Origin of the sequence: Rhizobium mesosinicum, assembly GCF_019511345.1 — a bacterium.
GTDB lineage: Bacteria > Pseudomonadota > Alphaproteobacteria > Rhizobiales > Rhizobiaceae > Rhizobium > Rhizobium mesosinicum.
Genome location: NZ_JAEUAK010000001.1, coordinates 713,422 through 728,257, shown reverse-complemented (window position 1 = coordinate 728,257; position 14,836 = coordinate 713,422). Strand labels below are relative to the sequence as shown.

15 protein-coding genes are annotated in these 14,836 nt (G+C 61.5%); 10 read left to right on the top strand and 5 right to left on the bottom strand.

Annotation, left to right across the window (positions count from 1 at the left end; all coding sequences use genetic code 11):
• Positions 1–48: 48 nt before the first annotated feature.
• From JNB85_RS03340 to JNB85_RS03325, 4 genes are all read right to left on the bottom strand, one after another.
• Complete coding sequence (locus tag JNB85_RS03340; protein WP_220332957.1) at positions 49–1,026, bottom strand: L,D-transpeptidase family protein; 978 nt, start codon at positions 1,024–1,026, stop codon at positions 49–51.
• A gap of 148 nt (positions 1,027–1,174) precedes the next feature.
• On the bottom strand, positions 1,175–1,933 hold the full coding sequence (locus JNB85_RS03335) for a GntR family transcriptional regulator (RefSeq protein WP_338050300.1): 759 nt from the start codon (positions 1,931–1,933) through the stop codon (positions 1,175–1,177).
• A gap of 11 nt (positions 1,934–1,944) precedes the next feature.
• Positions 1,945–3,099: an acetylornithine deacetylase gene (gene argE, locus JNB85_RS03330; protein ID WP_220332956.1), complete on the bottom strand. Its 1,155-nt coding sequence runs from the start codon at positions 3,097–3,099 to the stop codon at positions 1,945–1,947.
• Positions 3,100–3,102: 3 nt separating this feature from the next.
• Positions 3,103–4,287 carry a M24 family metallopeptidase gene (locus JNB85_RS03325; RefSeq protein ID WP_220332955.1) on the bottom strand — a complete coding sequence of 395 codons (1,185 nt, stop codon included), beginning with the start codon at positions 4,285–4,287 and terminating at the stop codon, positions 3,103–3,105.
• Between the two features lie 180 nt (positions 4,288–4,467).
• On the opposite strand from JNB85_RS03325, the gene ehuB reads away from it, so the two are divergent.
• The 9 genes from ehuB to JNB85_RS03280 all read left to right on the top strand — a co-directional run bounded on the left by ehuB (position 4,468) and on the right by JNB85_RS03280 (position 13,099).
• Positions 4,468–5,328 carry an ectoine/hydroxyectoine ABC transporter substrate-binding protein EhuB gene (gene ehuB / locus JNB85_RS03320; RefSeq protein ID WP_220332954.1) on the top strand — a complete coding sequence of 287 codons (861 nt, stop codon included), beginning with the start codon at positions 4,468–4,470 and terminating at the stop codon, positions 5,326–5,328.
• A gap of 107 nt (positions 5,329–5,435) precedes the next feature.
• A complete protein-coding gene (gene ehuC / locus JNB85_RS03315) occupies positions 5,436–6,107 on the top strand; it encodes an ectoine/hydroxyectoine ABC transporter permease subunit EhuC (protein WP_220332953.1) in 672 nt (223 codons plus the stop codon).
• 4 nt (positions 6,108–6,111) lie between these two features.
• Complete coding sequence (ehuD, locus tag JNB85_RS03310; RefSeq protein ID WP_220332952.1) at positions 6,112–6,807, top strand: ectoine/hydroxyectoine ABC transporter permease subunit EhuD; 696 nt, start codon at positions 6,112–6,114, stop codon at positions 6,805–6,807.
• Entirely contained in the window at positions 6,804–7,580 is a 777-nt protein-coding gene (gene ehuA, locus JNB85_RS03305; RefSeq protein ID WP_220332951.1) for an ectoine/hydroxyectoine ABC transporter ATP-binding protein EhuA, read from the top strand. The genes ehuD and ehuA overlap by 4 nt, the downstream gene beginning before the upstream one ends.
• Positions 7,577–8,596, top strand: a complete 1,020-nt coding sequence (gene eutB / locus JNB85_RS03300) for a hydroxyectoine utilization dehydratase EutB (protein ID WP_220332950.1) — start codon at positions 7,577–7,579, stop codon at positions 8,594–8,596. The genes ehuA and eutB overlap by 4 nt, the downstream gene beginning before the upstream one ends.
• The gene (locus JNB85_RS03295) at positions 8,586–9,578 is read left to right on the top strand and encodes a cyclodeaminase (RefSeq protein WP_220332949.1); all 993 of its coding nucleotides are present in this window, start codon (positions 8,586–8,588) and stop codon (positions 9,576–9,578) included. Before eutB ends, JNB85_RS03295 begins: the two co-directional genes overlap by 11 nt.
• Before the next feature lie 39 nt (positions 9,579–9,617).
• Positions 9,618–10,130: an Lrp/AsnC family transcriptional regulator gene (locus JNB85_RS03290; RefSeq protein ID WP_220332948.1), complete on the top strand. Its 513-nt coding sequence runs from the start codon at positions 9,618–9,620 to the stop codon at positions 10,128–10,130.
• A gap of 95 nt (positions 10,131–10,225) precedes the next feature.
• Positions 10,226–11,710, top strand: coding sequence for an NAD-dependent succinate-semialdehyde dehydrogenase (locus JNB85_RS03285; RefSeq protein ID WP_220332947.1), 1,485 nt, complete (start codon positions 10,226–10,228; stop codon positions 11,708–11,710).
• An 18-nt stretch (positions 11,711–11,728) separates the two neighbouring features.
• On the top strand, positions 11,729–13,099 hold the full coding sequence (locus tag JNB85_RS03280) for an aspartate aminotransferase family protein (protein ID WP_220332946.1): 1,371 nt from the start codon (positions 11,729–11,731) through the stop codon (positions 13,097–13,099).
• A 143-nt stretch (positions 13,100–13,242) separates the two neighbouring features.
• Here the strand turns inward: JNB85_RS03280 and JNB85_RS03275 are convergent, their stop codons facing one another.
• Complete coding sequence (locus JNB85_RS03275) at positions 13,243–13,548, bottom strand: hypothetical protein (RefSeq protein ID WP_220332945.1); 306 nt, start codon at positions 13,546–13,548, stop codon at positions 13,243–13,245.
• Positions 13,549–13,894: 346 nt separating this feature from the next.
• On the opposite strand from JNB85_RS03275, the gene olsE reads away from it, so the two are divergent.
• Positions 13,895–14,812 carry an ornithine lipid hydroxylase OlsE gene (gene olsE, locus JNB85_RS03270; RefSeq protein ID WP_220332944.1) on the top strand — a complete coding sequence of 306 codons (918 nt, stop codon included), beginning with the start codon at positions 13,895–13,897 and terminating at the stop codon, positions 14,810–14,812.
• The last annotated feature ends 24 nt before the right edge of the window (positions 14,813–14,836 follow it).

The window sequence follows — 14,836 nt, the reverse complement described above, 5'->3', positions numbered from 1 at the left end:
GGCTTCTTCAAAGTGTTTCGCCCGCTTCCCGTTCGGTCGGAAAATCGCTCAGTCGACGAAGTCGACGACGACGCCGGGCTTCACCATTCCGGCAAGCTCCTCGACATCCCAGTTGGTCAGCCGCACGCAGCCGTGCGAACCAGCCTTGTCGATCAGCGAAGGCTCCGGCGTTCCATGGATGCCATAGGTCGGCTCGGAGAGGTCGATCCAGACTGTCCCCACCGGGTTATTGGGTCCGCTTGGCAATTTCAGGAGCTGCTTGTTGTGACCCTGCTGAAAATTGATCTTGGGATTGTAGGTGTATTTGGGATTTCGGGCGACGCCGTTTACCTTGTGGTGACCTGTCGGTGAGGGATTATCTTCGCTGCCGATCGTCGCCGGGTAGACTGCAAGAACAGATCCGTCGTCGGCAAAGGCCAGCACCTCGCCGCTTTTGCGGCGAGCCTCGATATGCTTGACCTTCCCCATTCTTGGCGCGCCAATGACCGTAACCGAAATTGTTTCGCCCGGATCGAATCGGGCGCCGTGGTTCAATGCCTTCAAAAGATCGATGTCCATATGAAAGCGCTCGGCCAGCCGCTCGGCGACGCTCGTGTAGCCGAGATGTTTCATCCTCGCTTGCTTGGCGTAATCCTTCGGAATGGTCTCGACGAGATCGGCGGCATCATCCTGCGCAATGACATAGGAACCGATCACCTGTTGATCGTCCTGCAGCCGGGAGAGCATCTGCGGATCGGGCTTTCCGTCAACCGGAAGACGCTGCATGATCTCGAAGCCGGCAATCGCCTTGACGACGTTTTCACCGTAGAAGCCGTCGATCACGCCGGGTGAGGCGCCGGCGCGGTCCAGCAGAACCTGAAGATGGATGATTGCCGGATCCGGCGTCGTCGATCTTTCTTTCGGAGGGTCTGGGGAGATGTCGCCGATCGACGCGTCATTGATGGTCTCGGCCGCAAGTGGTTGCGCGTTGCCGACGCCGTAGATTGCAAGCGATATGAAGCCGCTGACGAGCATGAATTTGATCATGCTGCTTAAGCGATATCGGATGAAAAGGTTCCTTCACGGCCTCTGGCGATACCAAATTCCTTTTTTGGAACAATCCTATCAGACTGCAGCAACCAGCTGACTCGAGCTTTCTCCTGGCCAGCGCAAAAGGCCTGCGGCATTCCTGCTTTTATCGCAGGGCGGATGTGGTGCTGAGGCGCACGAAGCTCATGGAAATATGGGAGCGGCGGATATAGGCGGCAGCGCTGACGTCGCCGATTTCGACAGCGGTGCGGATTTCGGCGATCTCGCGTGCGAAGACTGCGACTTCTTCGGCAAGATCCATATGCGAAATGGACTTCAGCCAGATGCGGGCAGTCTGATAATACAGGCGTTCGGAGATCTCCCGCAGCGGTTCGTTTTCGGTCAGGCGCATGAGCGCGTGGAAAAAATCGATGTTGAGCTGGGCGAAATTTCGCGGATCCGGACGGGCAACCAACTCGACGCCACGCGCCTCAAGTTCGTGGAAAAGGCGGATCGTCTCCTCGCTCGGCGGGACGGGCGAGAGCTTGCCCACGAGCTCGGCAAGCTCCATTCTCAGCTGGTAGACCTGGGCGAAAGCACCGATCTCGACATCGGTGACGATCGTACCGACGCCTTGAACCGAACGCAGAAGCCCTTGCGATTCCAGCCAGCCCAGAACACGGCGCACCGGCGTGCGGCTGATGCCGAATTCGGCAGCGAGCGCTTCCTCGCTCAGGCGGGTGCCCGGTGGATAATCGAGCATGCAGATACGGCTTCTAAGGATCGAATAAATCCGCTGGAAGCGCTCGCGCGCAGCATTGACCTGCGTTTCATCGGTTCCGGCCGGCTTTGCCGATCTCGCCATTGCCTCGTCGACTTTCGTCCCCTGATCCTGCATGGTGAGCTGACCCTCCAACGGCTGCACCGTCGCCTTCCTCAGGTGGTGAGCCTCTGCTTCAATCCGCTTAGCATATCCAGGCACGCCTTCAACTGCGTGCAACTGATGAATTCGTCCGGCTTGTGGGCCTGATCGATCGAGCCCGGACCGCAAACGACGGTGGAAATGCCAAGTTTCTGGAAAAGCCCGGCTTCCGTTCCGAAAGAGACAACATCGGCCGTCGTTGCGCCCGTCAGAGCCGAAACGATGGCGCGTGCTTCGTTGTCGGTCACAGGTTCCAGCCCGTCGATCTCGCCGACGACATGGGTATGGATGCAGGCTGACGGTGAAACCGCACGCATCGCGGGCAGAAGCACTTCCTCGCAATAGGTGGCAATGCGACGTTTCACATAATCGACATCGGCCCCTCGCACCGGGCGCATTTCCCATTCGACGGCGCAATGACCGGCAATCACGTTACGCGCCTTTCCACCTTCGATCCGTCCGGTCTGTATCGTCGTCCAAGGGGGTGTGAAGGGGCTTGACGGCGTAGATTGGCGAAGCTCGCCGCCGATCTCCAGGAGCCGACCGATATAGCGCACCGCATATTCGATCGCGTTGACCCCGAGATCGGGATTGGATGCGTGACCCTCCAGGCCGATAAACTCGGTCGTATATTCGTAGCAGCCTTTGTGGCCCTCGATGATCCGCATGTCGGTGGGCTCGCCGATGATGGCGACAGAAGGCTTGATCCCCCGGCGCGCCAACTCGGAAACGAGCTGCTGGCCGCCGAGACAGCCCACTTCCTCGTCGTAAGTGAAAGCGAAGTGAATGGGTCTTTTGAGGTTCAGGCTCGCATAGTCGGGCGCCATGGCAAGTGCTGCGGCAATGAACCCCTTCATGTCGCAGGCGCCGCGTCCATAGATCAGGCCATCGGCCTCGCGCGCCGAAAACGGATCGGACTGCCACTCGCTCTCATCGGCAGGCACGACATCTGTGTGGCCGGACAGAACGATACCGCCATCACAGTCCGGGCCTATCGAGGCAAAGAGGTTTGCCTTGAGGCCGGTCGCGTCCTTCATCAGAAAAACACGCGCACCGGAATGGCTCAGCCGTTCGGCAGCATAGTCGATCAGCGTCAGATTGCTGTCTGCCGAAACGGTCGGAAAGGCGATGAGATCGGTTAAAATCGATCGGGTTGCTTCAAGCGACATGCATCAATCCTTGACGAACAGCTTGCGCGGCCGCTCGCACAGGCACTCGGCCGCGCCGTTTTCGCGGATGAGGATGGTCTCGGTGATCTCCATGCCCCAATCCTGCATCCAGAGCCCCGGCATGAAGTGGAAGGTCATGCCCGGCTGCAGCACGGTCTGATCCTCTTCGCGCAACGAGATCGTGCGTTCGCCCCAGTCCGGCGGATAGGAAAGGCCGACAGGATAGCCGCAGCGCGCGCCGCGCTCGATGCCGGCGCGTTCGAGCGGGGCAGCAAGGGCATTGGCGATATCGCAGGCGCGATTGCCGGCACGTGCCGCTTCCAGGCCTGCTTCCAACCCCTCCACGAGGGCTTTTTCGGCCTCGAGCAAAAAGGCCGGCGGTGTGCCGAGGAAGACCGTCCGGCAGAAGGGCACGTGATAGCGGCGGTAGCAGCCGGCGATCTCAAAAAAGGTAGCCGTTCCGCTTTCCGTCTCGCGACCGTCCCAGGTCAGGTGCGGGGCGGCAGCATCGGATCCGCTCGGCAAAAGGGGGACGATTGCGGCGTAATCGCCCCAGGCGTCGTCCGTCCCGCGCACGGCGTCGCCGAGGATGTCGGCGACGAGTTCGTTCTTTTTCAGTCCCGGCCGCATGCGTTCGACGATGCCGTCGACGATCTTTTCGGAAATGCGGGCGGCCTTGCGCATGAAGGCGATCTCTTCGCCGCTCTTGACGGTGCGCTGCCAGTTGACGAGGGCGGTCGCATCGATGAGATCGGCCGCCGGCAGTTCGTCCTTCAGCGTCAGATAGGCCTTGGCGGAGAAATAGTAGTTATCGAATTCGAGGCCGACCCGTTTGGCCCCATACCCTTTTTCGCGCAGGATCGCCGCGAGCGTCTGCATCGGATGTCGCTCGGTCGACTGCACGTAATTGTCTGCGTAGAAAGTCACTTGGCCGTCGTCCATCCAGACGGTGCGGTAAGCGCCGTTCGCGTCCTGCCTGCGACCCCACCAGATCGGGTCCTCGTCGTGAAAGACGATGACGCCCTGATGCACGTAGAAGGACCAGCCGTCATAGCCCGTCAGCCAGGCCATGTTCGAGGGATCCTCGACGAAGAGAACGTCGATCCCCTTTGCTGCCATCGCGGCACGGGTTTTTGTGAGCCGGCGGGAAAACTCGTCCCGCGAGAAGGGAAGGCGCTTGGCGATCATCGGTCCTCCGAAAGTCAACGAATTAGGCAAATGCTGGATTTGTGTACAGGTACTCGGGAATGAGGCTATATTCGGTAAGAAATTGCAAGAAAAATATTGACACGGCCGTAAACTAGATGCTGTTGTGTACAATATAAGAAAACACATGTGGAACCAGCAGACAAAAACGGGAGCAAACGAATGAAACGGAGCATGTTCAAAGCGGCGTTGGCGACGGCAATCCTCGTCTCCGTCGGCGCCTCGGTGGCGGGTGCAGTCACGCTGAAGGAAGTGCAGGATCGCGGCTTCATCCGCGTCGCGGTCGCCAACGAAATTCCCTATGGCTTTATGGACCCCAGCGGGTCTGCAAAGGGAGCAGGCCCCGACGTTGCGACGGCCGTGCTCGGCAAGCTCGGCATTTCGGCCGATAACATCCAGTGGGTCGTTACCAACTTCTCCTCGCTGATCCCCGGCCTGCAGGCCAATCGCTTCGACATGACGGCGAGCGAGATGGCGATCCGGCCCGAACGCTGCCAGAAGGTCATCTATTCCGAGCCCAATACGTCCTACGGCGAGGGCCTGCTGGTCGCCAAGGGCAACCCGAAGGGTCTGAGCGGCTATTCCGATTTTGCCAAGGAAGGCATGAAGGTGGCGATCATGGCCGGTGCCGACCAGCTTCACATGATGCAGGCGCTTGGGGTGCCGGAAGCCAACATCGTCACGATCGCCGCCAATTCCGACGCGATCTCGACCGTCTCGACCGGCCGCGCCGATGCCTATGCGGCGACCGGCCTGACCGCAAGCGAACTTGCCGGCAAGAGCGACAAGGTCCAGATCGTCGATAAGTTCAAAGACCCGGTCGTCGATGGCAAGGAAGTGCGAAGCTGGGGCGGCTTCAACTTCAACTCCAGTTCCACCGATCTGCGCGATGCGTTCAACAAGGAACTCGAAGCCTTCAAGAAGACCGATGAGTGGAAGAAGATCCTCTCCAGCTACGGCTTTACCCCGGCAGACATCGAAGGTTCGTCGGCCAAGACGACCAAGGAGCTCTGCGCTATGTAATCCGCACGGATTGCATCGGTCGATACGGCTGGCCGGGGCGGATTTCGCTAAGCTCCGGCCGCTGCCGTTTCGATATGAGCCACCTTAAACGACGGGAAACGCTGCGGATGCACTGGACGGACTATCTCGGCCCTCTCATGGAGGGTGCCTGGATCACCATCGAACTCACCGTCTATTCGACGATACTCGGCGGACTATTCTCGTTCCTGTTCGGCATCGGGAAGCTGTCCGGCAACTGGTTCATCAGGGGTTTCTCGATCGTCTATATCGAGGTCTTTCGCGGCACCTCGCTTCTGGTCCAGCTGTTCTGGCTCTATTTCGCGCTGCCGATCGCAGGAGATATGGTGGGTCTCGACCTTCGTCTGCCGCCGGTCGCAGCCGGGGTTCTGGCGCTTGCGCTTAACGTCGGCGCTTATGGTGCCGAGGTGGTTCGCGGCGCGATTGAGGCTGTCAGCCGCAATCAGTACGAGGCGGCAACTGCGCTGAACTTCACCTCGCGTCAGACGCTTTTCCGGGTGGCGTTGCCGCAGGCGGTTCCGGAAATGATGCCCAGTTTTTCCAATCTGGCGGTCCAGAACCTCAAGGACACGGCGCTCGTCTCGCTCGTCAGCCTCGCCGATCTTGCCTTCAAGGCCGAACAGCTGCGCAACTTCTATCAGGATTCCACCACGATCTACACGATCATCCTGTTCATGTATTTCGGCATGGCGCTTGTCCTGTCGCTTGCCATGCGCATGCTCGAAAACGCGCTTGGCCGCTGGCGCGGCGTGAGGAGGTAGCCGGATGCTGTTCGGATATGAATGGGATACGACCCACGGCGAGCTGGCCTTTGCGCTCTCGATCCTGCCGATATTGCTGCGCGGGCTCGTCGTCACCATCGAGGCCTCGATCCTCGGCTTTTTCGTCGCCATGGTGATCGGGCTGGTCCTCGCCGTCCTCAAGGGCGCGCCGTCGCGGTTCGTTTCCTGGCCTGCCACCTTCGTCACGGAATTCATCCGCGATACGCCGCTGCTCGTGCAGCTGTTCTTCCTCTATTACGTGCTGCCCGACTACGGCATCGTCCTGCCGGCTTTCATGACCGGGGCGCTGGCGCTTGGCATCCAATACAGTGCCTATACGTCGGAGGTCTATCGCGCCGGCATCGATGCGGTGCCGCACGGCCAGCACGAAGCATCCAAGGCGCTCGACCTGCCGCCGCACCGGTCTTTTACCCATATCATCCTGCCGCAGGCCATTCCGCGGATCATCCCGGCACTCGGCAATTATCTCGTGTCGATCATGAAGGATGTGCCGGTGCTGTCGGTCGTCACCGTGCTCGAGATGCTGAACGTCGCCAAGATCATCGGCGACCAGACGTTCGACTATCTCGTGCCGCTGTCGATGGTCGGCGGGATCTATCTGCTCCTGACGATCCTCGCCTCCGCGCTCGTGCGGTATGTCGACATCAACCTCCCGAAGAGAGGAATCCCGCTACGATGAGCGAGCCAGTCATTGTCTTCGACAAGGTCAAGAAGTCCTATGGCGACTTCGTCGTCATCAACGACCTGGATTTCAGCGTCTCCCCAGGCGAGAAAGTCACCATAATCGGCCCCTCGGGCTCGGGCAAGTCGACGGTGCTGCGCATCCTGATGACGCTCGAAAAGATCAATGGCGGCACCGTCTATGTCGGCGGCGATCCGCTGTGGCACGAGCGGAAGAACGGTGCCCTGGTGGCAGCCGGTGAAAGCCACCTGCGTGGCATGCGCAAGCAGCTTGGCATGGTTTTCCAGCAGTTCAATCTGTTTCCGCATATGACGGTGCTGCGCAACCTCATGGAAGCGCCGCGCGTGGTGCTTGGTCTGTCGAGGACCGAGGCCAAGGAGCGGGCGGAAGAACTGCTTCAACTCGTCGGCCTGACGGACCACGCCCACAAATTTCCCGGCCAGCTTTCCGGCGGCCAGCAGCAACGCGTCGGCATCGCGCGTGCCCTTGCCATGCGCCCGCGCATCATGCTCTTCGACGAACCGACCTCGGCGCTTGATCCGGAACTTGTCGGGGAGGTGCTGACCGTCATTCGCCGGCTCGCATCCGAGCACGATCTGACCATGCTGATGGTGACGCATGAAATGCGCTTTGCGCGTGAGATCTCCGACCGTGTCTGCTTCTTCGACAAGGGCAGGATCCACGAGGAAGGAACGCCTGCCGAAATCTTCGGCAATCCGCAGAAGGAGCGCACGCAGCAATTCTTAAGGGCGGTCACGGAGGCGCAATGAGCGGACGCGACCCGATCACGCTTGCTGACGTGCTGGCGGCGCGCGCCCGGATCGCCAAAGACGCGGTCCGCACCCCGCTTGTTCCATCCGTCTTCATGACGCGGAAGTCGGGACGCGATTTTCTGCTGAAGCTGGAAATCGCCCAGCCAGTCGGCGCCTTCAAGATCCGCGGGGCGGCCAATGCGATCGCCCGCCTGCCCGCCGAAACGCGAGGTGTCGTCTGCTGCTCGACCGGCAATCACGGCCGCGGTGTCGCTTACGCGGCCCGCGCCAGGGGCATCAAGGCGGTCGTCTGCATGTCGTCGCTGGTGCCGCGGGCCAAAGTCGACGGCATCCGGGCGCTCGGCGCAGACATACGCATCGTCGGCCGGAGCCAGGACGACGCGCAGGCCGAAAGCAGCCGTCTGTGTGCGGAAGAAGGCTTCGTCGAGATACCGCCCTTCGATCATGCCGATGTGATTGCCGGGCAGGGCACGATCGGGCTGGAGATGCTGGAGGATCGCCCCGATATCGCCTCGCTGCTGATCCCTTTGTCCGGCGGCGGGCTTGCGGCCGGGGTCGCGCTGGCGGCCAAGGCCATCAATCCGAAGGTCCGCACGATCGGCATTTCGATGGACCGGGGGGCTGCGATGGTGGCCTCGATTTCCGTCGGCAGACCGGTGGAGGTGGAAGAGGTGCCAAGCCTTGCCGATTCGCTCGGCGGCGGCATCGGCCTCGACAACCGCCTCACCTTCGATCTTTGCAGGGATCTTCTCGACGAGACGGTGCTGGTCGGCGAGGCGGACATCTATTACGCCATGCAGGTGCTCTATCACGAAGAGTGCATGGTAGCCGAGGGCGCCAGCGTGGTCGGCCTTGCCGCGGTTCTCTCGGGCAAGGTCGCGCTGCCCGAGGGACCGGCTGCGACCATCCTCACCGGCCGCAATCTCGACATGCCGACTTTTACCCGGATCGTCTCGGGCAAGCCAGTGACGCTCGGCGGCACTCTTCTGGAAGGACGGCGCTATGGCGCATGACATCATGATCCTGACGGAGACGGAACTGCGCAAGGCGGTTCGTCTCGATCTCGACGTCGTCGACGTCGTCGAGGGCGCCTTCAAGGCATTGGCGACGGGTGACGTCATTATGCCGCCGATCCTGTCGATGGCGATCCCTGCGGTCAACGGCGAGGTCGACGTGAAGACGGCCTATATTCCGGGCTTCGATGGATTCGCCATCAAGGTGAGCCCCGGTTTTTTCGACAATCCGAAGATCGGCCTGCCGAGCCTCAACGGTCTGATGATCCTCTTCTCCGCCACCACAGGTCTCGTCGAAGCGCTGCTATTGGACAATGGCTACCTGACGGATATCCGCACGGCGGCAGCCGGAGCCGTGGCCGCCCGCCATCTGGCGCCCTCGCAGGTCGAGACGGCCGGAGTGATGGGAACCGGTGTCCAGGCCCGTCTGCAAATCGAAGCTGCCCATCTCGTGCGCCCGTTCGGCAGAGTTCTCGTCTGGGGCCGAGATCTAGCCAAGGCAGAAATCTGCGCCCACGATATCGCAAGCACGCTCGGCATCGAGGCCATGGTCGAGGCAGATCCGGCGCGGCTGCTAGCCGAAAGCCAGCTGGTCGTCACGACCACGCCGTCGTTGCAGCCGATCCTCAAGGCAGAATGGCTTCATCCCGGCCTTCACATCACGGCTATGGGCTCCGATCAGTCGGAGAAGAACGAGATCGACCCGAAGGCGCTCGTTACAGCAACCACCTATATCTGCGACCGCGTCAGCCAGTGCGAGAGGCTGGGCGAGCTTAGAAGCGCCGTCGCCGCCGGCCTGTGGCAAAAAGCAGAGCCTGCCGAACTCGGCGCCGTGGCGAGCGGACTGGCTGCCGGCCGCCTCAGCCAGGCGGATATCACCATCTGCGATCTCACCGGGACCGGCGCGCAGGATACGGCGATCGCGACCTTCGCCCGCCGGCTGTGTGCCGCAGCCGCTGCCGGGACGGTGATGGAGGTCTGAAGTGGTCCTGATCACGCCTGCCTATTGCGGCGCCTCGCCATGCTGAAGCTCGACAGCCGCGACATCGAGATCCTCAAGGTGCTCTCGCGAGAGGCGCGCATCTCCAAGGCGGAGCTTGCAAGCCGTATCAACCTTTCACCGAGCCCCTGCTGGGAGCGGCTGAACCGGCTGGAAAAGGCGGGCATCATCCGCAGTTATCGGGCCGACATCAGCCTGAAGCCGGTCGCCGCAAGCGTTACGGTCTTTGTCACCGTCGAACTGGAACGTCACCGATCGCAGGCTTTTCAATTGTTCGAGCGCACCGTCAAGGCACGGGAGGAGGTTGTCGGCTGCTGGGCGATCGGCGGCGGCTTCGATTACCTGCTGCAGATCGTCACCCGCGACGTCGACAGCTATCAGCGGCTGATGGACACGCTGCTGGACGAACCGCTGGGGCTTGCACGCTATTACAGCTACATCGTCACCAAGCCGGTCAAGGAGCAGGCACCATTACCCTTCGATCTCCTGCTTGCGGGATGGGCAGACGAAAACGCTGGCGCGGGCGATGAATAGAGATGCTTTCTCTGCCAGTAAGGCTGCCAAAAGACACTTCCTCTGCGGCCCGTGAGCGAGATTGGGGCGGTCGCAAACGCAGCAAGAGACAGATCATGACCATTTCCGCCGACGTTCCGAAATCACCGCTTACGGGCTTCGAGGATAACCGACTGATCCGCCAGTTCGCCTATATCGGCGGACGCTGGGTGGCTTCTGCAAGCAGCCGGACCTTCTCGGTGACCGATCCCGCGACCGGCGCATGGCTTGGTGATGTCGCCAGCCTGTCGGCACAGGAAAGCGGTGAGGCGGTCGAGGCGGCCGCGCGCGCCTTTCCGGCCTGGGCCGGCGCACTGCCTCAGGAGCGCTCGCATCTTCTGCGGCGCTGGTTCGAGCTCATCCTGGCGCATCGCCAGGATCTCGCCCGCCTGATGGTTCTCGAACAGGGCAAGCCGATCTCCGAGGCGCAGGGCGAGATCGATTATGCGGCCTCCTTTGTCGAATATTATGCCGAACAGGCCAAACGGCCCGACATTCCCGGCGTGACGTCGCATCTGCCCGATGCGGAGATGGAGGTCTGGCTAGAGCCGGTCGGTGTTGCAGCTCTTATCACGCCCTGGAACTTTCCGTCCGCCATGCTGACCCGAAAGGCTGCGGCAGCACTTGCGGCGGGCTGCACAGTCGTTGCCCATCCGAGCCACGAGACGCCCTATTCGGCACTGGCTCTGGCAGAGCTCGCCGAACGGGCGGGCTTTCCGGCCGGCACCTTCAATGTCGTCACCGGAGATGCGGTGGCGGTGGTCGAACCCTGGCTCGTCGATCCGCGCGTGCGTGCGCTCTCCTTCACCGGCTCCACGGAAATTGGGCGGCTGCTCTACGCCCGCTCGGCCGGCACGGTCAAACGCCTCGTGCTGGAACTTGGCGGTCACGCCCCTTTTCTCGTCTTTGCCGATGCCGATATGGACAAGGCGGTCGACGAGGCGGTCAAGGCGAAATTTGCAACATCGGGCCAGGACTGTCTGGCCGCCAATCGCTTCTTCGTGGAAGGTACCGTCTATGATGAATTCTGCCGCCGGTTCACCCAGCGTGTCGGCGCCTTGACGGTCGGAGCGGGTCTCGACGACCCCGACATCGGCCCGCTGATGAACGCCCGCGCAATCGCCAAGCAGGAGGAGCAGGTAGCCGACGCGCTGCGGGCCGGCGCACGCCTGCTGATCGGTGGCAGGCGGCATGACAAGGGGCCGCTCTTCTTCCAGCCGACGGTGCTTGCCGACGTGCCGGCTTGTGCATCGATCATGCGGGAGGAGACATTCGGCCCGGTGGCAGCCGTTGCGCCCTTCGACAGCGAGGAGGAGGCATTGCAGCGCGCCAACGATACCGAATACGGCCTTGTCGCCTACCTGCATACCCGCGATCCGCGACGGATCTATAGGGTAAGCCGGGCGCTGCAATATGGAATGGTCGCGGTAAACCGGACGAAAGTTACCGGCGCGCCTATCCCCTTCGGCGGAATGAAACAATCCGGCATCGGCCGCGAAGGCGCCCTGCACGGAATGCACGCCTTCATGGACATGAAATATGTCTGCCGCGACTGGGCCTAACAGCAAAGGAACGAATTGATGCTCACGAACGACCAGCTCGACAAATGGGACCGCGAGAACTTTTTCCACCCTTCGACCCATCTTGCCCAACACGCCCGCGGCGAGAGCCCCAACCGGATCGTGACCGGCGGCTCGGGCGTTTACATCGAAGATCGTGACGGCAATCGGCTGCTCGATGCCTTTGCCGGACTCTACTGCGTCAATGTCGGCTACGGGCGCACAGAGATCGCGGATGCCATCGCCGCCCAGGCAAAGGAACTTGCCTATTATCACGCCTATGTCGGTCACGGCACGGAGGCTTCGATCACGCTCGCAAGAATGATCGTCGAGCGGGCACCGAAGAACATGTCGAAGGTCTATTTCGGGCTCGGCGGTTCCGACGCCAACGAAACCAACATCAAGCTGGTCTGGTATTACAACAACATCCTTGGCCGGGCAGACAAGAAAAAGATCATCTCGCGCTGGCGCGGCTATCACGGTTCCGGGCTGATGACGGGCTCTCTCACTGGTCTTGAACTCTTTCACAAGAAGTTCGACCTGCCGCTCTCGCAGGTCATTCACACCGAGGCACCCTATTATTATCGCAGGCCGGACATGGCCATGAGCGAGGCGCAGTTTTCGGCCCATTGCGCGGCGGAGCTGGAGGCGTTGATCGAGCGCGAAGGGGCCGACACGATCGCCGCCTTTATCGGCGAGCCCGTGCTCGGCACCGGCGGCATCGTTCCGCCGCCGGCAGGTTATTGGGAGGCGATACAGAAGGTGCTCCGCAAGCACGATATCCTGCTGATCGCAGACGAGGTCGTCACCGCCTTCGGACGGCTCGGCAGCATGTTCGGTTCCAATCACTACGGGCTCGAAGCCGACATCATCACCATCGCCAAGGGCCTCACCTCGGCCTATGCACCGCTTTCTGGTTCGATCGTCTCGGACAAGGTCTGGAAAGTGCTCGAAAAGGGGACGGACGAGAACGGTCCGATCGGCCACGGATGGACCTATTCCGCCCATCCGATCTGCGCAGCAGCCGGCGTCGCCAATCTTGAACTCATCGACAAGCTCGATCTCGTCACGAATGCCGGCAAGGTCGGCGCTTATTTCCGCAAGGCCATGGCCGAGGCCGTCGGGAGCCACGCCCATGTCGGCGAGGTCCGCGGCGAGGGCATGCTCTGCGCCATCGAATTCGTCGAGGAGCGCGACAATCGCCGTTTCTTCGAACCGTCGAAAAAGATCGGCCCACAGGTCGCTGCCGCCCTCCTCAAGCAGGGCGTCATCGGCCGTGCCATGCCACAGGGCGATATCCTCGGCTTCGCGCCGCCGCTTTGCCTGAGCGAGAAGGAGGCGGATTCGATCGTCGCGGCCACCGTAAAAGCGGTCAGCGCGGTTTTGGGCTAGAAAGAGCCCACGCGGCTGCCGGCAATGAGCAAGCCATCGTCGCGCGCTTCATGCGCGACGGGCTGTTGTTGCGATCGAGAAGGGGCATAGTACGGGTCCGTCGCCGGACCAGGCCGGCGACGAATCAACAGGGCCACGAGTTCTCAGATCCCTGACCCGTCGAGCTGTTGGGCGTCGTCGCCTTCCCAGGGAGAGGGCATCGAAGTGCGAGTGAGATTGGCTGACGGCATCGGCATCCAGCACTTCAATTCCGGCTCGGCATATTCGATGATGTGCCCGGGCGAGGAATCAGAGGCGCGCCAGCCTTCTCCGGCGAATTGGTCGCCATTCGACCAGTATGCGAGATCGACTTCTGCCGGCCCTTGTTCGGACGCGCGGATCGTGACCAGAATCCGACTACCATCTTTCGGCGCGCTTGCCATGTGGCGCCAGCCGTCTTGCTCGTCCATCGTTTTCCTCCGCCTTGCCGTCAGACTGCAACTGTCGCCTCACCATCGAAAGCGGTCAACGCAAAATTTGCAGAACCGTCCTCTGCCGGCGTGGTCGCGCCCACGTGCAGAACATCGACAGCGCCACGCAATGCCTCTCGCAATCCTCCGTCCACAGCTTGACCACATCCTTCCACGAGGCAGATGAGGCAAGCGATTGCCGATCGTCCTGATCGATGGCATGACTGGCGCAAATACCGGGCCGACGGCGTTTCCGGATCGATCCATGCAGCAAACAGCCGCGGACGATCCGGGCAGGAATTGGGCGATTGGCTCGAACCGGAGCTCTTGAGGGAACATGACATCGATGTCGAAAGTCGCCGCAGCCGTAAAAGCGGCTCTTGCCTATCTGTCCTGGCCCTTGGTGTTTTTCTCCGGCCTGACGGGTGCTTATTTCGCTTTCGCCAATGAGCAGCCATTGGCAGCCTTTTCGGCCGTCTATGCGGCCGCGGTTATCCTGCTCTTCCTCCTCGAGCGCATCATTCCCTACGAGCAGCGCTGGCTCGAGGCGGATGGCGAGACGGCCAACGATATCGCCCACACGGTTCTGACCAAGGGGCTGGTACAGTTGGCGGCACTTTCGGCAGCGATCTTTCCGATGCTTGCCGCCGGACTGCTGCAGCCGCTTGCCGCCATGCAGTTCCGTCTCTGGCCGTCATCCTGGCCGATGATCCTCCAGGCAACGCTTGCCGTCATCATCGCCGAGTTCGGCCTCTACTGGGCGCACCGGATCGCCCATGAACGGCTGTTCTTCTGGCGCTTCCATGCCTTGCATCACAGCGTCACCCGCCTCTGGGTGATCAATACCGGCCGCTTCCACGTCATCGATTCCCTGTTCAAGATCGCGTTGAGCCAGATCCCGCTCTACCTGCTCGGTGCCCCGCTGCAGGTCTTCTGGTGGCTTGGTGCGGTTACCGCCTTCATCGGCATCCTGACGCACTGCAACGTCGACATGCGGACGGGCCCTTTTGATTTCGTCTTCTCGACGCCCCGGCTTCACCGCTGGCACCATTCGAAGGATCTGCGCGAGGGCAATACGAATTACGGCGAGAATGTCGTGCTGTTCGACCAGCTGTTCGGCACCTATTTCAATCCCGACCGCCCCTCCTCGACCGATATCGGCATCAAGGGCCAGATCGCCCCCGGCTTCGTCAGCCAGCTGACGCAGCCCTTCACAAAGGACGGCGTGCGTCAGATTCTCGGCCTTAAGCCCAAACGGGGCTGAAACCCGGACCCTGCGTTGCGGCCC